The sequence below is a fragment of the Rhodobacter calidifons genome, assembly GCF_011174775.1.
GTDB classification, from domain to species: Bacteria; Pseudomonadota; Alphaproteobacteria; order Rhodobacterales; family Rhodobacteraceae; genus Tabrizicola; species Tabrizicola calidifons.
In genome coordinates, this window is the sequence record NZ_JAANHS010000010.1 from 42,222 (window position 1) to 59,801 (window position 17,580).

Sequence of the window (17,580 nt, forward strand, 5' to 3'; positions counted from 1 at the left end):
TGGTCAGTCCTCGCGCCCGATTGTCTTGAGGTCTCGGCCGCCGATCCACAGCCACAGGGCCCCGATCAGCGCGAAGGGCAGGGTCAGGATCACCGTGCCCCAGCCGACCAGATAACCGCCCACCTGGATCACAGCCTCGGCCACGGCGCCGGGCGGGGCAAGCGGGCTCTCCGGCGCTGCGCCCGTCGCATGGCGTGGGGCGCCGGGCCTGCCGGAAAGATCGCCGCGGATCGCCGCAAGCGGGTCGTCGTCGGTCTTCGGTTCGCTCAGGATCACCGGGGCGACCTCGCCCTGTGGCGGGTGGGCGGGCATTGGCCCGGGTTCCGGGGGCAGGACGGCCTTGTCCCGGAGCGGTGGCGCAAGCTCGGCCACCAGCGCGTTGCCGCGCGGGATGTCGGGGTCCGCCGAGGCGCTGGCATGGGACAGCGTTGCAGCAAGGTTTCCGATCCAGGCCGCAACGCGCAGATGCGAGGGGACAAAGCGTTCCGCGCGCCCCAGCCTTCCGGCCGGAATCCGTCCCGCTCCGTTCTTCACGTTCACCGCCGCCCGCCGCAGGCCCCGCGCCGCCCGGGCATGGAGGCTTGCCACAGCTTCGCGCGACAGATGCAGGCCTGCCCGACCCAGCGCGCGCAGGTCGAACGGAGGGCGCTGCCCGCCCGAAGCCCAGATCTCCGGCCGCCCCTTGCCCTGCCGCTTTCTCGACGGATCGAGTGCCATATCCACTCCCGGCGCGCAGTCCCGCCAGCTCAACCGCAGGTTAACTGCCCGAGACAAGGTTTCCAAGACGTGAATGCCCGCAGCCAACCCATTGATTTCCTGGGGTCGCCCACAAGCGCCGCGCGCGGCGCGCAGTGAAAAGGGCGCCCGGGGGCGCCCTTTCCTGTCCCGCGCAAGGGGGGCAATCCGCCCACCCTCTGCTTCAGCAGGAGTAGTACAGCTGGTATTCGACCGGGTGGGGGGTGTGCTCGTAGGCATAGACCTCTTCCCACTTCAGCGCCATGTAAGCGTCCAGCTGGTCGCGGGTGAACACGTCGCCCGCCAGGAGGAAGTCCATGTCCTTCTCCAGCTCTTCCAGGGCCTCGCGCAAGCTGCCGCAGACGGTCGGGATTTCCGCCAGTTCCTCGGGCGGCAGATCGTAGAGGTCCTTGTCGGACGCCGGGCCCGGATCGATCTTGTTCTTGATGCCGTCAAGGCCGGCCATCAGCAGCGCCGCGAAGGCCAGATAGGGGTTCGCCGACGGATCGGGGAAGCGGGCTTCGACACGCTTGGCCTTGGGCGACTCGGTCCACGGGATCCGCACGCAGCCCGAGCGGTTGCGGGCCGAATAGGCGCGCAGGACGGGGGCCTCGAAGCCCGGGATCAGCCGCTTGTAGCTGTTGGTGGCGGGGTTGGTCAGCGCGTTCAGGGCCTTGGCGTGCTTCAGGATGCCACCGATGAACCACAGCGCCTCCTGGGAAAGGTCGGCATATTTGTCGCCCGCGAACAGGGGCTTGCCGCCCTTCCAGATCGACATGTTGACATGCATCCCCGAGCCGTTGTCGCCCTTCATCGGTTTCGGCATGAAGGTCACGGTCTTGCCGTAGGCATGGGCCACGTTGTGGATGACGTACTTGTACTTCTGGATGTTGTCGGCCTGTTCGACCAGACCGCCGAAGATCATCCCGAGTTCATGCTGGCAGGTGGCGACCTCGTGGTGGTGCTTGTCCACCTTCATCCCCATCCGCTTCATGGTCGAGAGCATCTCGCCGCGGATGTCCTGCGCCTCGTCGATCGGGTTCACCGGGAAATAGCCGCCCTTGTGGCCCGCGCGGTGGCCGTAGTTGCCGCCTTCGGTCACGGTGTCGGTGTTCCAGGCGGCGGCTTCGGCGTCGATCTCGTAGGCCACCTTGCGGGGGGTCACCGAATAGCGCACGTCGTCGAAGAGGAAGAATTCCGCCTCGGGCCCGAAATAGGCCGCGTCACCGATGCCGGAGGATTTCAGGTAAGCTTCGGCCTTCAGCGCGGTCTGGCGCGGGCAGCGGCTGTAGGCCTCGCCGGTGTCGGGCTCCACGACGTTGCAATGCACCGCCATGGTCTTTTCGGCATAGAACGGGTCGATATAGACCGAGCCCGCATCCGGGATCAGCTTCATGTCGGACTGGTCGATCGACTTCCAGCCGGCGATCGACGAGCCGTCGAACATGAAGCCTTCCTCGAAGAAATCCTCGTCCACCAGGTCAGCCACCAGCGTGACGTGCTGGAGCTTGCCCTTCGGGTCGGTAAAGCGGATGTCGACGTATTCGACTTCCTCGTCCTTCATCAGTTTCAGAGCCTTGGCAACGGCGCTCATCTGACTGCCTTTCGGTTTGGGGTTAGGGTTTCAGGCCGTGAGGCCCGGTTCAGACAGCATCGTCGCCGGTTTCGCCGGTGCGGATGCGGATGGCTTGTTCCACGGGGGTGACGAAGATCTTGCCGTCGCCGATCTTGTCGGTGCGCGCGGCCGCGATGATCGCCTGGACGGCGGTATCGACCATGTCGTCGGTCAGCACGACCTCGATCTTCACCTTGGGCAGGAAGTCCACGACATATTCGGCTCCGCGGTAAAGCTCGGTATGGCCCTTCTGGCGGCCGAAGCCCTTGACCTCGGTCACCGAAAGACCCTGGATGCCCGCCTCCTGAAGCGCCTCTTTCACCTCGTCCAGCTTGAACGGCTTGATGATCGCTTCGACTTTCTTCATTGGGCTGGCCTCCCCCGGTTCGTCCTTGCCCGTCTGACCACTTCCCCTTTCGGGGGGCAATGTGACAGGGTTTTGTTCGGGGCTTCGCCGGAGGGATTCCTTCAGGGGTGCCTAAAATTTGTGCCATGCGCCTGATGTGCGGGCAGTTTGAAAACTGTGGTGGTTGAAGAATGACCGAACTCCTGACCGCAGCCCAGATGCGGGCCATCGAACAGGCGGCGATTGCCAGTGGCGAGGTCACGGGCCTGGAGCTGATGGAACGCGCCGGGCGGGGCGTTGTCGAGGCGATCTTCGAGGAATGGCCGGAGCTGCGCGCCACCTCTCACCGGGCGGTGGTGTTGTGCGGGCCGGGGAACAACGGCGGCGACGGGTTCGTCGTGGCACGGCTTCTGAAGGAGTGGGGCTGGGAGGTGGAGGTCTTCCTCTACGGCGACCCGGAGCGCCTGCCGCCGGATGCACGGGTGAATTATGCGCGGTGGCGGGGGATGGGGGAGGTGCGGGAAGCCGCGTCTTTCGCTCGTGGTCCGGATGGGACAGAGCTTCACGGCCGTACAATTCCGCCTGCGGATCTTCTGGTAGATGCCGCCTTCGGCACAGGTTTGTCCCGCACGGTTCCCGAACCCGTCCGCCGCGTCCAGCATGAACACTTCCTGTCGGAATGGCGTGTCGGGAGAGCGGTTTCCATCGACATCCCTTCTGGCCTTTGCGCCGACAGCGGCGAGCCAATCGTGCCCCAGGACTATGCGGGTCCGATGAACTGGCCTGCGGCCGACGGATACACCTTCGAAGCGGCACTGACCGTGACCTTTCATCGAAGAAAGCTTGGGCATGTTCTTGCCAAGGCCCAACAATACTGCGGGAAGGTTGTTGTGAAGGACATAGGGCTTGGAAATCCCATTGTGCCCCACGCGGTGCACGAGGCGAAATCCTGCACCCGAAGTCTGAGTAAGGGAACGAAGGCCCACAAATACGCCCACGGCCACGCCCTCATCCTTTCCGGCCCCTCCGGGCGCGGTGGGGCGGCGCGGCTGGCGGCGCGGGGGGCGCTGCGGATCGGGGCGGGGGTGGTCACGGTGGGGTGTCCGCCGGAAGCGATCCCCGAGAACGCCGCGCGGCTGGATGCGCTGATGCTGCGGGGGGTGGCGGATGGGCTGGCGCTGAAGGAGGCGCTGGCGGACCCGCGGATCAATGCGCTGTGTGTGGGGCCGGGGTTGGGGCTGGATGCGCGGGGGCGGGAGGTGGTGGCGGTGGCGTTGGGGATGCCCGTCCCGGGCTTGATTGAGCCTGCCCCGGGTTTGACCCGGGGGGACCTCACGCCGGGCGGCGGTGAGGGGGGAAAGGGAGGCCCCGGGTCAGGCCCGGGGCGGGGTCTCGTGCTCGACGCCGACGCCCTCACGATTCTTTCGCAGACTCCCGATCTCTTCTCGGCCCTGCATGGGGATTGCGTCCTGACCCCCCATGCCGGCGAATTCGCCCGTCTTTTCCCCGACATCGCCGAGAAGCTGGCGGCCCCCGCCACCAGAGGCCCCGCCTATTCCAAGGTCGATGCCACGCGCGAGGCCGCAAAGCGCGCGGGCTGCGTGGTCCTCTACAAAGGCCCGGACACGGTGATCGCCGATCCCACGGGGCGCTGTGCCATCAACTCCGCCCATTACGACCGCGCGGCACCGTGGCTGGCGACCGCAGGGTCAGGCGACGTGCTGGCGGGGTTCATCACCGGGCTTCTCGCGCGGGGGTTCAGCCCCTTCGACGCCGCTGCGACCTCCGCCTGGCTGCATGTGGAATGCGCCCTCAGCTTCGGCCCCGGGCTGATCGCCGAGGACCTGCCCGAGGAGCTGCCGAAGGTGTTCCGGGCGCTTGGCCTGTAGGGTGGGCGATTCGCCCACCGTCCGATCACACCGCCCGGTCGATCTTGGTCGAGAGGTGGATCAGGCTCTCCGACGCCCGCACCCCGGTCATGGCACCAATCTGGTCCAGCACCGAATCAAGCACCTGCGTGTTGGGGCAGGCCACCTGCACCAGAAAGTCGAACCGGCCCGAGGTGGTGAACACCCGCTCGATCTCGGCAATCGACTTCAGCCGGGCCAGAACCGCCGCCTGCGACCGTGGCTCGATGGTCAGCAGCACCGAGGCCCGCAGCCGCCCCTCCCGCGCCGCCTCGCCCAGTTTCAGCGTGTAGCCGGCGATGACGCCCGAGGTCTCCAGCCGCTCCAGCCGCGCCTGGATCGTGGACCGGGCGACCTTCAGCCGGCGCGACAATGTGGCCACCGAAACCCGCGCGTCGGCGGAGAGCAGCCCGATGATGTTGCGATCCAGTTCGTCCATGCAATCTGCCATCCTTTTCGTCATTATAACGACGAAACTGCGCAGTTATATAGTTTTGTTCGGTGAAGTTGTAACCCATATGCGGCATCCTCGATTGCAGGAAAAGGGCGGCTCATACGCACCTGGCCTGGTTCACTTGAAACCACGCTGGTGCCCGATCCCACAGCTGCAACGGGGAAGGGCGAAGCGTCTTGTTGGCAAAGGGAAATACGCCGATGGGACTCTCCAAGACGATCTGGTCCAACCCCACTGATTACCTGAAGAAAGAGCAGCCGGAGAACCCGGTCCTGTTCTTCGCGCCCTCGGCCGCGCAGGCCGCCGCGCGCCGCTTCATCGACGGCTTTCCGGGCATGGTGACCTATGCCGTCAAGTCGAACCCCGGCGAGGCGATGATCGAGAACCTGGCCGCCGCCGGCGTGCGTGGCTTTGACTGCGCCTCGCCCTTCGAGATCGACCTGATCAACCGGTTGGCCCCCGATGCGGCGATCCACTACAACAACCCTGTCCGCGCGCGGCATGAGATCGCCCATGCGGTCGAACGCGGCGTGAAGTCCTACAGCGTCGATTCGAAGTCCGAACTGGCGAAGCTGGTCGAGATGGTGCCCGTGCAGGGCACCGAGATCTCGGTCCGCTTCAAGCTGCCGGTCGCGGGGGCCGCCTACAACTTCGGCGCCAAGTTCGGGGCGACGGTGGAGCTGGCGGTGGAGCTTCTGCGCGAGGTAGCGGCGAAGGGCTACATCCCCTCGATCACCTTCCATCCGGGCACGCAATGCACCGACCCGCACGCCTGGGAGGCCTATATCCGCGAGGCCGCGAACATCGCATCGGCGGCGGGCGTGAAGATCGCGCGGCTGAACGTCGGCGGCGGCTTTCCGAACCACCGGCTGCAAGCCGTCGTGCCGCAGCTGGAGGACACGTTCCGGCTGATCGACCGTGTGGCGACCGAGGCCTTCGGGGCCGACCGCCCGGCCCTTGTCTGCGAACCGGGCCGCGCGCTGTGTGGCGACGCCTTTGCGCTGGCTGCCCGCGTCAAGGCGCTGCGCGACGGGACGCATGTGTTCCTGAACGACGGGGTCTATGGCTCGTTGACCGAACTGCCGATGATCGGGGTGATCGACCGGATCGAGGTGTTGGCCGCCGATGGTCACAAGCGCACGGGCGAGGCGCTGCCGCGCATCGTCTTCGGGCCGACCTGCGATTCGGTGGACCGGCTGCCGGGCGAGATCCCGCTGCCGTCCGACCTGGCCGAGGGCGATTTCGTGGTCTGGCAGGGGATGGGGTCCTATTCCACCGTCACCAACACCCGCTTCAACGGGTTTGGCGAGTTGCAGATGGCAACGGTCCTCAGCCTGAAGCTCTGACTGTTTGACATCCCTGTGAAATCGGAACGCCCGGCTGGACATGGTCCGCCGGGCGTTTAGCATTGCGGGCAAGGGAACCTTAACCTGTGCCGACCGAGGATGGTCGCGCCGCAGCTTCAGGAGAGACCCGCCACGCGCCTACTGGACCGCCTTCGCAGCTTTTTCCGCCGCACGGTCGCGCCCGAGGTGGAACCGGCCCCCGCGCCCGAACCGGGGCGGGTGCGGGGGGCGGTCGATCATGTCGTGATCCTCGACGGCACCCTGTCCAGCCTCGAACCCGGAAAGGAGGGCAACGCCGGGCTTCTGTTCCTTTTGCTGAAGGAGATGGGCCAGCACGCCAACCGGCGGCTTTACTACGAGCCGGGGATGCAATGGGAAGGCTGGCTGCGCGGGCTGGCGATCATCGAGGGTCGGGGGATAGCCCCGCAGATCCGGCGCGCCTATGGCTGGCTGGCGAGCGGCTATCGCGAGGGGGACCGGATCTTCCTGTTCGGCTATTCGCGCGGGGCCTTTGCCGTGCGGTCGCTGGCGGGGGTGATCGACGGGGTGGGGCTCTTGCGGCGCGAACACGCGACCGAACGTGCGGTGCGGCTGGCCTGGCGGCATTACGAACGCGGGGCGGACAGTCCTGCCGCGCAGGCCTTTGCCCGCCGCTGCTGCCACGCTTCGGTGCCGATCGAGATGGTGGGCGTCTGGGATACGGTGAAGGCCCTGGGAATGCGGCTGCCCTTCTTCTGGATGTTCGCCGCCGACCGTCACGGGTTTCACAACCATCAGCTTGGCGCCTCGATCCGGCACGGCTATCACGCGCTGGCGCTGGACGAGACGCGCGCAGCCTTTGCGCCCGTGTTGTGGGACTGTCCGCCGGACTGGGAGGGCAATGTCGAACAGGTCTGGTTCCGGGGCGCGCATGGCGACATCGGCGGCCAGATCGGCGATTTCGCGGCGGCGCGCCCGCTGGCGAACATCCCGCTGGTCTGGATGCTGGACCGGGCCGAAGCGTTGGGGCTGGCCTTGCCGCAGGGCTGGAGGGAACGCTTTCCCTGCGACCCGGAGGCGCCGATGGTCGGCACCTGGCGCAGCTGGGGCAAGGCGTTTCTCTTGCGCCGCAAGCGGGTGGTCGGGCGGGACCGTTCCGAACGGCTGCATCCCACCGCGCTGCGGGCGGCCGGGCGGCGCTGGCCCAGCGAACAGCCTGCCGAATAGGGCTTCTGGCCCGCGCGGCCAGCCCGTATTCTGGGCCGCGACATCGCTGACCGAGGGATCCGACATGCGCCATGTGACCGTTGCCGCCACGCAGTTCGCCTGTTCCTGGGACCTCCCCGCCAATGCCGACCGCGCCGAGGCACTGGTGCGGCAGGCGGCGGGGCAGGGCGCGCAGGTGGTGCTGATCCAGGAGCTGTTCGCGGCCCCCTATTTCTGCATCGAGGAACATCCGCAGTATTTCGAGCTGGCCCGGCCCATTGACGGCCACCCGCTGGTTGCGCGCTTTGCGGCGCTGGCGAAGGAGCTGGGCGTGGTGATCCCGGTCAGCGTCTTCGAACGCGCAGGCCAGGCCTTCTTCAACTCGGTGGCGATGGCCGATGCCGACGGGCGGGTGCTGGGGGTCTACCGGAAAAGCCATATCCCGCAGGGGCCGGGCTATGAGGAGAAATACTACTTCTCGCCCGGCGACACCGGCTTTCGCGTCTGGGACACGGCCTTCGGGCGGATCGGCGTCGGCATCTGCTGGGACCAGTGGTTCCCCGAAGCGGCGCGGTCCATGGCGCTGATGGGGGCGGAACTGCTGCTCTATCCGACCGCCATCGGGTCGGAACCGCCGGCCCCCGGCTATGACAGCCAGCCGCATTGGGAGGCCGTCCAGCGCGGCCATGCGGCGGCGAACATCCTGCCGCTGGTCGCCTCGAACCGGATCGGGACGGAAGTGGCGCCGGACGGGCGCGAGGTGACCTTCTATGGCTCCAGCTTCATCGCCGATCACACCGGCCAGCTGGTGGCAAAGGCCGACCGTGCGACCGAAGGGGTCCTCGTCCACCGGTTCGACCTTGACGCCATCGCGGCGCTGCGGGCGAGCTGGGGCCTGTTCCGCGACCGGCGGCCCGAGCTTTACGCCGCGGTCGGCACGCTTGACGGGCGCGCCTGATCCCGGCGCCTCGCTCGCTTGCGCGTCGGTCCTCGCGGGACTTCGGCGCAAGCGAGGGTATGTTTACGCGGCCTTCAGCTGGTCGGCCATCTCGTGGTTGCGGTCGCGGTGGCCGGCCTCGTCGGCGCGGACGGCGATCACCACGTCGCGCAGGCGGGCCTTCGGCCCGAGGTTCCAGTAGTCGATGGCGATCTGCGGGGCGGGGACGTTCTCGACCTTGCCCTCGTCGATCTGCTCCAGATACTGGGTGTAGCTGACCACCGCCTCTTCCTCGAGATAGCCCACGATCCGGTGCGCGATGCGGGGGGCGAAGAGGTAAAGCCAGAAATAGGCGTTATAGAAGATCGCCTGGCCCAGCATGATGATCGCCCGTTCCAGCCGCGAGGGCTGGGCGATGTGGATGAAGGTCATCAGGTGCATCCGTTCGTTCTCGGCCTCGTCGAGCAGTTCCCTGATCCAGCCCTGATCGTCGCGGATGTGGCGCAGCGCCTTGAGGTGTTGCAGAAGCCCGCCCACCATGCCCGGCACGGCGGCGACGGTTTCCAGCACCACAGCGCGGTGGCCGTAGCGTTTGGAAAAGAAGGCATCGGCAAAAAGGCGCATGAACTTGACGGTGCGAAACGCGATGCGGTCGCCAAGCGTCACCGGCGCGTGGTGCGCGGTCAGGTCGGGATAGGTGTCTTTCATGGTCATACTCCACAGTCGAAAGCACAGCGGAGATATAGGGGTTTTCCGACAGAAATCATCCGGCTTGCCCTGCGGCCTCTGGGCGCAGCAGAAAGGCCGCCCGGGGGGCGGCCTTTGCAAGGTTCTGGCGGTCTGGTGGTGTTGCGTTCAGCGGTGGCGCAGATCGACGTAATCGCGCTTTTGCGGGCCGATATACAGCTGCCGGGGGCGGCCGATCTTCTGGTTCTTGTCGGCGATCATCTCTTTCCACTGGCTGATCCAGCCCACGGTGCGCGAGATCGCGAAGATCGGGGTGAACATCGAGGTCGGGAAGCCCATCGCCTCGAGGATGATGCCCGAGTAGAAGTCGACATTCGGGTAAAGCTTCTTCGAGACGAAATAGTCGTCCTCCAGCGCGATGCGCTCCAGCTCCTTGGCGACCTGGAGGAGGGGGTTGTTCTCGATGCCAAGAAGCCCCAGCACCTCGTCAGCCGATTCCTTCATCACCTTGGCGCGCGGGTCGAAGTTCTTGTAGACGCGGTGGCCGAAGCCCATCAGGCGGAAGCCCGAGGACTTGTCCTTGGCCTTGGCGATGTATTCCGGGATGCGATCGACGGTGCCGATTTCCTTCAGCATCTCGAGACAGGCCTGGTTCGCCCCGCCATGCGCGGGACCCCAGAGACAGGCGATCCCGGCGGCGATGCAGGCGAAGGGGTTCGCGCCCGAGGACCCGGCCAGCCGGACGGTGGAGGTCGAGGCGTTCTGTTCGTGATCGGCATGCAGCATCATGATCCGATCCATCGCCTTTTCCAGGATCGGCGAGACCACATACTCTTCGGCCGGGACGGCGAAGCACATGTGCAGGAAGTTGCCCGCATAGCTGAGCGCGTTCTTGGGGTAGACGAAGGGCTGGCCCACCGAATACTTGTAGGCCATCGCCGCGATGGTCGGCAGCTTGGCGATCATGCGGATCGCCGCAACCTCGCGCTGCCAGGGGTCGTTGATGTCGGTACTGTCGTGGTAGAAGGCCGCCATCGCGCCCACCACGCCCACCATCGTCGCCATCGGATGCGCATCCCGGCGGAAACCACGGAAGAAGTAGTGCATCTGTTCATGCACCATCGTGTGCTTGGTCACGCGCTGGGTGAAGTCCGCCAGCTGCGCTGCGGTCGGCAGTTCGCCGTAGAGCAGAAGGTAGCAGACCTCCAGATGGGTCGATTTCTCGGCCAGCTGTTCGATCGGATAGCCGCGATAGAGCAGTTCGCCCACATCGCCGTCGATATAGGTGATGGCGCTTTCGCAGGCGGCGGTCGAGGTGAAACCCGGGTCGAAGGTGAACACATCCGCCTCGCCGTAAAGCTTGCGGATGTCCAGCACATCGGGGCCGAGGGTGGGTTTGAGGACCGGAAGGTCGTAGGTCTTTCCGTCCAGTTCAAGTTTTGCGACTTTGTCCGACATGTCTCTCCCCGGTGATGGCGGGCCGACCCTGGCAGGGGAGACCCTCGGCTATCCTGCACCCCGGCTGGGGTGGCTGCAAGGCAGGGGCGCCAAGTCAGAGGCTTGCGTCCGACAGCCTTGCGACGGTTTCATCGCGACCGATGACCAGCATCATGTCGTAAACCGATGGTGTAACAGTTCGACCCGCAAGCGCGGCCCGCAGAGGCGCTGCGAGCTTGCCGAAACCGATGCCGTTTTCTGCGGCAATCCCGGTCAGGATCGGCTCCAGCGCCTCCTTTGTCCAGCTAGCATTTTGCAGACGCGGCGTCAACGATTTCAGTATACCACGGGATACCGTATCCAGCGCCTCTGCCGCCTTGGGCTCTGGGACGATGGGGCGAGAGACCATCAGGAACGTAGCCTTATCAAGCAGTTCCGGGAATGTCTTCGCAGACGACTTCAGGAACGGCAGCGCACGTTTCATCAGCGCCTCCTGCGTTTCGGTCAGCGCAGGACGGCCCGCGGCGGCGAGGTAGCCCTGCAATTCATGCAGCAGTGCGGCATCATCGGCCATGGCCATATGGTGGCCGCAGGTGTTCTCCAGCTTCTTGAAGTCGAGCCGGGCCGGGGCGCGGCCGATCCCGGACAGGTCGAACATCTTCATCGCCTCTTCCGAGGTGAAGATCTCGGCATCGCCATGCGCCCAGCCGAGCCGCGTCAGGTAATTGCGCATCCCCGCCGCCGGGTAGCCCATGGCCTGATATTCCTCGACCCCCGTGGCGCCGTGGCGTTTCGACAGTTTCTTGCCGTCCGGCCCGTGGATCAGCGGGATATGCGCCCAAGTAGGCACCTGCCAGCCCATCGCGTCATAGACCATCTGCTGGCGCGCGGCGTTGTTCAGGTGGTCGTCGCCCCGGATCACATGGGTCACGCCCATGTCGTGGTCGTCCACCACCACGGCCAGCATGTAGACGGGCGTCCCGTCCGAGCGCAGGACGATCATGTCGTCCAGCGTCTCGTTCCGGATGACCACGCGGCCCTGGACCTTGTCGTCGATCACCGTCTCGCCGGTGCGCGGGGCCTTCATCCGGATCACGTAGGGCGCGTCGGGGTGGGTGGAGGGGTCCGCATCGCGCCAGGGCGACTGGAAGACGGGATAGCGCCCGGCGGCCTCTTCCGCCGCGCGGAAGGCCGCGATTTCTTCTTGCGTCGAAAAGCACTTGTAGGCCGTTCCTCGCGCAAGCATCTCATGCGCGACCTCGGCGTGGCGGTCGCGGCGGGCGAACTGGCTGACCACCTCGCCATCCCAGTCGAGACCAAGCCAGGTCAAGCCCCGCAGGATCGCCGCCGTCGCCTCCGGGGTCGATCGTTCGCGGTCGGTATCCTCGATCCGCAGCAGGAACTTGCCGCCACGCCCGCGCGCGTAAAGCCAGTTGAACAGCGCCGTCCGCCCGCCGCCGATGTGCAGATAGCCGGTTGGCGAAGGCGCAAAGCGGGTGACGACCGGGCTGGACATGACGGCATTAACCTTTCGGAAACCATGCGGGGCGTAGGGTTGCGCCGGGTTTAGGCAATCGCGGGGTGGGAAACAAGGTGGCGCCGGTCGAGCGGATCACGCGAGGGCTGCTCTGGCCGCTGGAGGCGCTGCAATCGGCGCGGGGGATGCTGTTTCCCTGGATCCCCGTGCTGATCGGCTGCGGCATCGGCGTCTGGTTCTCGGTGCCCGAAGAGCCGGGGACGGAAAGCTATGTCCTGGCGTCGCTGGCGCTGGCGGGGGGCGTGGCGCTTGCGCTGGCGTCCGACCTTGCGCGGCCCCTTGGCCTGGGCGTGGCGGCGCTTGCAGCAGGCTGGATCGCGGCCGGTGTGCGGGCACATGCGCTGGACGCGCCGATGCTGACCTTCCGCTACTATGGCCCGGTCGAGGGAAGGATCGTCGAGATCGACCGTTCACAGTCCGACGCGCTGCGCCTGACGCTGGACCGGGTCGTGCTGCGCGAGGTCGCCCCCGACAAGACCCCCGCCCGCGTCCGCGTCTCGTTGCAGAAGGACGGCGGCTGGCTGACCCCGATGCCGGGTCAGGTGGTGATCCTGACCGCTAACCTTGCCGCGCCCGATGGCCCGGTCGAGCCCGGAGCCTTCGATTTCCGCCGCATGGCCTATTTCGACCAGCTGGGCGCCGTGGGCTATACCCGCACGCCGGTCCTGCTGCTGGAAGAGCCCGCGGGCGGCGCGCTGCCCGTCGACCGGCTGCGCCGCTGGCTCACGCAGGGGATGCTGGCGCGGATGGACGGCCAGGCCGGAGCCTTCGCCGCCGGCGCGATGACCGGAGACCGCTCGGCGATCACCGAGGACACGGTCCGGGCGCTGCGAGACAGCTCGCTTGCCCACCTGCTGGCCATTTCCGGGATGAACATGGCCTTCCTGACCGGCTTCGTCTTTGCGCTGTTCCGCTATGGGCTGGCGCTGGTGCCCTTTGTCGCGCTGCGGGTGAACACCAAGAAGGTTGCGGCCTGGGTCAGCCTGGGGGTGGCGCTGTTCTATCTGCTCTTGTCGGGGGCGAACGTGGCGACCGAACGGGCCTTCATCATGATCTCGGTGTTTCTGGGCGCGATCCTGCTGGACCGTCGCGCGCTGACCCTGCGGTCGGTGGCGGTGGCCGGGATGATCCTGCTGCTGGCAAAACCCGAAAGCCTGCTGGATCCCGGCTTCCAGATGTCCTTTGCCGCCACCATCGCGCTGATCGTGGGCTTCGCCGCGCTGGACGGCAGCATCTATCGCCAGCGGCTGCCACGCTGGCTGATGCCGGTGTTCACGCTGGTCCTGTCCTCGCTGATCGGCGGCTTGTCCACCGCGCCCTATGCGGCGGCGCATTTCAACCGCTTCACCGACTATGGCTTTCTGGCCAATGTTCTGACGGGGCCGGTGATGGGGGCGGTGGTGATGCCCGCTGGCGCGACGGCCGCGTTGCTGGCGCCCGTGGGGCTGGAGGGCCTGCCGCTTTGGGTCATGGAGCAGGGCGCGCGCTGGATTCTCTTCGTGGCGCACTGGGTTGCCGGGCTGGAGGGCTCGGTCACCGCCATCCCGGCGCCGCGGCCCTGGGTGCTGCCGCTGTTCACCCTGGGGGCGATCTGGCTGATCCTGTGGCGGGGGCGGGTGCAACTGGTCGGCGCCCTGCCGGTGCTGGCGGCCTTCGCGCTTTGGGCGACGGCGGACCGTCCGGCGCTGCTGATTTCGGGCGATGGTCGGCTGCTGGGGCTGGTCGGGCCAGAGGGGCGGGCGCTGTCGGCGGCCAGGGGCGGGGGCTTCGCCGCCGAGAACTGGTTGCAGAACGACGGCGACCTTGCCGCACAGGAGGTGGCGGCCAGGCGCCCCGGGTTCGAGGGGCCGAAGGGCGAACGGTGGTTCGACTTGGCGGGTCTTCGGGCGGTGTCTCTGTCGGGCAAGGGGGCCGAGGCGAAGCTGGCCGAGGTCTGCCGCTCGGCCGACCTGGTGATCCTTGCGGCAAAAGCGGAGGCGGTGCCGCCCGGTTGCCGGCTGATCGACCAGCAGACCCTGGCCCAGACCGGCCCCCTTGCGCTGTGGCAGAGCGGTGCGACCCTGCGGTTCGAAACCACGAAGGGGGCGCACCGTCTGTGGTCGCCCCCGTCGCGGGAGGTGGACCTGCCGGACCTGTCGGTCAGGCAGGTCGCCCTGGCGGGTCAGTAGTCAGTAGCTGCGGATCAGCCCGACAAGGCGGCCCTGCACCTTGACAAGGTGGTCGGGGAACACCCGCGTCTCGTAGGCGGGGTTGGCGGCTTCCAGCGCGATCATGTTGCCGCGGCGGCGGTAGCGCTTCAGCGTGGCCTCGTGGTCCTCGACCAGAGCCACGACGATATCGCCGTTCTCGGCCGTGGACTGTTCGCGGATCACCACGATGTCGCCATCGTTGATCCCGGCCTCGATCATGGAATCGCCTTTTACTTCAAGGGCATAGTGCTGCCCCTTGCCCGACAGCATCGACCCCGGCACCGCGACGTGATGCGAGACTTCGGAGATCGCCTCGATCGGCACACCGGCGGCGATGCGGCCCATCACCGGCAGTTCCAGCGCATGAACCGCAGAGATCGGCATCGCGCCGCGCGGCGGATCGACCCTGTCGCCCTCGATCACTTTGGGCGAGAAGCCCGGCTTTTCCATCGCCTCGGGCAGCTTCACGATTTCCAGCGCCCGGGCGCGATGGGCGAGGCGGCGGATGAAGCCGCGTTCCTCCAGCGCCGTGATCAGCCGGTGGATCCCGGACTTCGACCGCAGGTCCAGGGCATCCTTCATCTCGTCGAAGGAGGGCGGCACCCCGTCACGGTCCATCCGCGTCTTGATGAAGTCGAGAAGTTCCAACTGCTTGCGTGTCAGCACGGGGTCCACTCCCACATCATGCGTTTACACAATGTTCTGCCCGTGTTCCCGGTTTGTGTCAAGACTTATCCACATCGCCCTAGAGCGGCAGGTAGGGCACCGTGTCTCCGGCGCGACAGGGCGGGGCATCGACCGGCCGGATCAGAAGCGCATCGGCCTGCCCGAGGATCGACAGGAGGGCCGAGTCCTGCCGGTCGAAGGGCGCGATCCCGGGCAGCCCGTCGTCGGGGGCAAGCCGCGCCCGCATGTAATGCGCGCGGGGGCCGTTGGCGGGAAGGTCCACGGTCAGCCGGCCCTTGCGGGGCTGCGGCGCGGGCGAGGGGTCGCCCAGCATCGCGCGCACCATGGGCAGAAGGAACAGATGCCCGCAGACGATGGCCGAGACCGGATTGCCCGGCAGGCCCAGCATCGGGACCCCGTTCAGCCGCCCCGCCATCAGCGGCTTGCCGGGGCGCAGCGCCAGCTTCCAGAAGCTGTGCTCCAGCCCCGCCACCTTGCCCACAAGGTCATGGTCGCCCACCGACGCCCCGCCGATGGTGACGATCAGGTCTGCCCCCTCGGCCAGAGACAGCACGGTCAGAAGCTCTGCCTCGTTGTCCCGCGCGATGGGCAGCAGCCGCGCCTCGCCGCCCTCGGCCTCGACCAGCGCCTTCAGGGCAAAGCCGTTCGAGGCGATGATCTGGTCGGGGCCGGGAGTTTCCCCCGGCATCACCAGCTCGTCCCCCGTCGCAATCAGCGCGACCACCGGCTTGCGCCGGGCCTGCACGGCGGGGATGTTCATCGCCGCCAGAAGCGCAAGGTCATTCGGGCGCAAGCGGCGGGGAGAAAGGCTGTCGCCTGCGCGGAAATCCTGGCCCGGGGGGCGGATGTGGGTGGCGCTGTCCAGCCCCTTCCGCAGGATGATCCGGTCGCCCTCGCGGACCACATCCTCCTGGATGATGACCCGGCTTGCACCCCGGGGCAGCGGGGCGCCGGTGAAGATGCGGACCGCCTGCCCCGGCCCGACCGTCCCGTCGAAGGCATGGCCCGCACCGGCCTCGCCGATCACCAGGAACGTGTCGTCGGGCGCCGGATTGCCCGACACCGCATAGCCGTCCATCGCCGAGGCCGCGAAGGGCGGCTGGTCGCGGGTTGCCACGGCGGGGACACACATCCAGCGGCCTGCGGCTTCCGCGAGGGGCACGGTCTCGGGCGGCAGAGGTGCCACCAGGGCCAAGCAGCGGGCCAGCGCCTCTTCGACCGAAATCATCATTCCGCCTCGTAACGGCCTGATTTTCCGCCGTCTTTCAGGATCAGCCGGATCCCTTCGATCACCATCGACTTCTCGACCGCCTTGACCATGTCATAAACCGTCAGGGCCGCGACGCTGACCGCCGTCAGCGCCTCCATCTCCACCCCGGTCTGGCCCGAGGTCTTGACGGTGGCCTCGATCCTGACGCCGGGCAGGGCGGGGTCGGCGGTCAGCTTCAGCGCGACCCTGGTGATCGGCAGGGGATGGCACAGCGGGATGAGGTCCGCGGTCTTCTTGGCCGCCATGATCCCGGCAAGCCGCGCCACCGACAACACGTCGCCCTTCTTCGCCCGGCCTTCGGTAATCAGCGCCAGCGTTTCGGCCGTCATCCGCACCGCGCCTGCGGCCACCGCGACGCGGTCGGTCACCGGCTTGCCCGAGACATCGACCATATGGGCCTGGCCCCGGTCATCGAAATGGGAAAGTCCGGTCATAGCCCGCCCTGTGCCGTCAATGGTTTCGAAAGGATCTCCCGGGTGGCGGCGGCCACGTCCGCCTGCCGCATCAGACTTTCTCCTATCAGGAAGCAGCGCGCGCCGTATTGCGCGAGGTCGGCCAGATCGTCGGCCGTGTAAAGCCCGCTTTCGGCGACGATCATCCGATCCTCGGGCACCCGGCGGGCCAGCCGCCGCGTGGTGTCGAGCGTCACCTCGAAGGTGTGCAGATTGCGGTTGTTGATGCCGATCAGCGGCGATTTCAGCAGCGCCGCCCGGTCCAGTTCGGCCTGGTCGTGGACCTCGATCAGCACATCCATGCCCCAGTCCAGCGCCGCCGCTTCCAGTTCGGCGGCCTGGCCATCTTCCAGCGAGGCCATGATGAGCAGGATGCAATCGGCGTTCAGCGCGCGGGACTGGACGACCTGCCAGGGGTCATACAGGAAATCCTTGCGCAGGCAGGGCAGGGCGACCGCGTCGTGGGCGGCGACCAGGTATTCGTCGGCGCCCTGAAAGCTCGGGGCATCGGTCAGGACGGACAGGCAGGTCGCGCCGCCGGCCTCGTAGGCACGGGCCAGGGCGGGAGGGTCGAAATCCGCCCGGATCAGGCCCTTGGAGGGGCTGGCCTTCTTGATCTCGGCAATCAGGCCATAGCCGGTGTGGGCGGCATCCCGCAGCGCCCGGGCAAAGCCGCGTGGGCTGGCGGCGCCGCGGGCGGCGGCTTCCAGCGCGGACAGGGGGGTGGCGGCCTTGGCCCTGGCCACTTCCTCCAGCTTGTAGGCCTTGATGCGGTCGAGGATGGTGGACATGGGCG

General features: G+C 67.1%; 16 protein-coding genes. 5 read left to right on the forward strand and 11 right to left on the reverse strand.

Annotated elements, in window-relative coordinates:
* Nucleotides 1-3: 3 nt before the first annotated feature.
* The 3 genes from G8O29_RS13235 to G8O29_RS13245 form a co-directional block, all read right to left on the reverse strand.
* Nucleotides 4-717, reverse strand: a complete 714-nt coding sequence (locus tag G8O29_RS13235) for a hypothetical protein (RefSeq protein ID WP_166403705.1) — start codon at nucleotides 715-717, stop codon at nucleotides 4-6.
* A gap of 202 nt (nucleotides 718-919) precedes the next feature.
* A complete protein-coding gene (gene glnA, locus G8O29_RS13240) occupies nucleotides 920-2,329 on the reverse strand; it encodes a type I glutamate--ammonia ligase (RefSeq protein WP_166403706.1) in 1,410 nt (469 codons plus the stop codon).
* 49 nt (nucleotides 2,330-2,378) lie between these two features.
* Complete coding sequence (locus tag G8O29_RS13245; protein ID WP_103255696.1) at nucleotides 2,379-2,717, reverse strand: P-II family nitrogen regulator; 339 nt, start codon at nucleotides 2,715-2,717, stop codon at nucleotides 2,379-2,381.
* Between the two features lie 170 nt (nucleotides 2,718-2,887).
* Between G8O29_RS13245 and G8O29_RS13250 the strand changes: the two genes are divergently transcribed.
* On the forward strand, nucleotides 2,888-4,585 hold the full coding sequence (locus G8O29_RS13250) for an NAD(P)H-hydrate epimerase (protein ID WP_166403707.1): 1,698 nt from the start codon (nucleotides 2,888-2,890) through the stop codon (nucleotides 4,583-4,585).
* 25 nt (nucleotides 4,586-4,610) lie between these two features.
* Here G8O29_RS13250 and G8O29_RS13255 read toward each other — a convergent pair whose 3' ends face one another.
* Entirely contained in the window at nucleotides 4,611-5,042 is a 432-nt protein-coding gene (locus tag G8O29_RS13255; RefSeq protein WP_128516412.1) for an Lrp/AsnC family transcriptional regulator, read from the reverse strand.
* A gap of 215 nt (nucleotides 5,043-5,257) precedes the next feature.
* On the opposite strand from G8O29_RS13255, the gene G8O29_RS13260 reads away from it, so the two are divergent.
* From G8O29_RS13260 to aguB, 3 genes are all read left to right on the forward strand, one after another.
* Complete coding sequence (locus G8O29_RS13260) at nucleotides 5,258-6,403, forward strand: type III PLP-dependent enzyme (RefSeq protein ID WP_166403708.1); 1,146 nt, start codon at nucleotides 5,258-5,260, stop codon at nucleotides 6,401-6,403.
* Between the two features lie 99 nt (nucleotides 6,404-6,502).
* Nucleotides 6,503-7,609: a T6SS phospholipase effector Tle1-like catalytic domain-containing protein gene (locus tag G8O29_RS13265; protein WP_166403709.1), complete on the forward strand. Its 1,107-nt coding sequence runs from the start codon at nucleotides 6,503-6,505 to the stop codon at nucleotides 7,607-7,609.
* Between the two features lie 64 nt (nucleotides 7,610-7,673).
* Nucleotides 7,674-8,546, forward strand: a complete 873-nt coding sequence (gene aguB, locus G8O29_RS13270) for an N-carbamoylputrescine amidase (protein ID WP_166403710.1) — start codon at nucleotides 7,674-7,676, stop codon at nucleotides 8,544-8,546.
* A 63-nt stretch (nucleotides 8,547-8,609) separates the two neighbouring features.
* Here the strand turns inward: aguB and G8O29_RS13275 are convergent, their stop codons facing one another.
* From G8O29_RS13275 to gltX, 3 genes are all read right to left on the reverse strand, one after another.
* Nucleotides 8,610-9,233 carry an alternative oxidase gene (locus G8O29_RS13275; protein ID WP_166403711.1) on the reverse strand — a complete coding sequence of 208 codons (624 nt, stop codon included), beginning with the start codon at nucleotides 9,231-9,233 and terminating at the stop codon, nucleotides 8,610-8,612.
* A 147-nt stretch (nucleotides 9,234-9,380) separates the two neighbouring features.
* Nucleotides 9,381-10,670 carry a citrate synthase gene (locus tag G8O29_RS13280; RefSeq protein WP_166403712.1) on the reverse strand — a complete coding sequence of 430 codons (1,290 nt, stop codon included), beginning with the start codon at nucleotides 10,668-10,670 and terminating at the stop codon, nucleotides 9,381-9,383.
* Nucleotides 10,671-10,764: 94 nt separating this feature from the next.
* Nucleotides 10,765-12,165, reverse strand: a complete 1,401-nt coding sequence (gene gltX / locus G8O29_RS13285; protein WP_166403713.1) for a glutamate--tRNA ligase — start codon at nucleotides 12,163-12,165, stop codon at nucleotides 10,765-10,767.
* A gap of 65 nt (nucleotides 12,166-12,230) precedes the next feature.
* Here gltX and G8O29_RS13290 point away from each other — a divergent pair, with 65 nt between their 5' ends.
* Complete coding sequence (locus G8O29_RS13290; RefSeq protein WP_367890179.1) at nucleotides 12,231-14,354, forward strand: ComEC/Rec2 family competence protein; 2,124 nt, start codon at nucleotides 12,231-12,233, stop codon at nucleotides 14,352-14,354.
* Here G8O29_RS13290 and lexA read toward each other — a convergent pair whose 3' ends face one another.
* From lexA to trpC, 4 genes are all read right to left on the reverse strand, one after another.
* Nucleotides 14,355-15,041, reverse strand: a complete 687-nt coding sequence (lexA, locus tag G8O29_RS13295) for a transcriptional repressor LexA (protein WP_166403714.1) — start codon at nucleotides 15,039-15,041, stop codon at nucleotides 14,355-14,357.
* Between the two features lie 79 nt (nucleotides 15,042-15,120).
* Nucleotides 15,121-16,290, reverse strand: a complete 1,170-nt coding sequence (locus tag G8O29_RS13300) for a molybdopterin molybdotransferase MoeA (protein ID WP_166403777.1) — start codon at nucleotides 16,288-16,290, stop codon at nucleotides 15,121-15,123.
* Entirely contained in the window at nucleotides 16,290-16,766 is a 477-nt protein-coding gene (gene moaC, locus G8O29_RS13305; RefSeq protein WP_166403715.1) for a cyclic pyranopterin monophosphate synthase MoaC, read from the reverse strand. The genes G8O29_RS13300 and moaC overlap by 1 nt, the downstream gene beginning before the upstream one ends.
* The gene (trpC, locus tag G8O29_RS13310) at nucleotides 16,763-17,575 is read right to left on the reverse strand and encodes an indole-3-glycerol phosphate synthase TrpC (protein ID WP_166403716.1); all 813 of its coding nucleotides are present in this window, start codon (nucleotides 17,573-17,575) and stop codon (nucleotides 16,763-16,765) included. The genes moaC and trpC overlap by 4 nt, the downstream gene beginning before the upstream one ends.
* Nucleotides 17,576-17,580 lie beyond the last annotated feature (5 nt).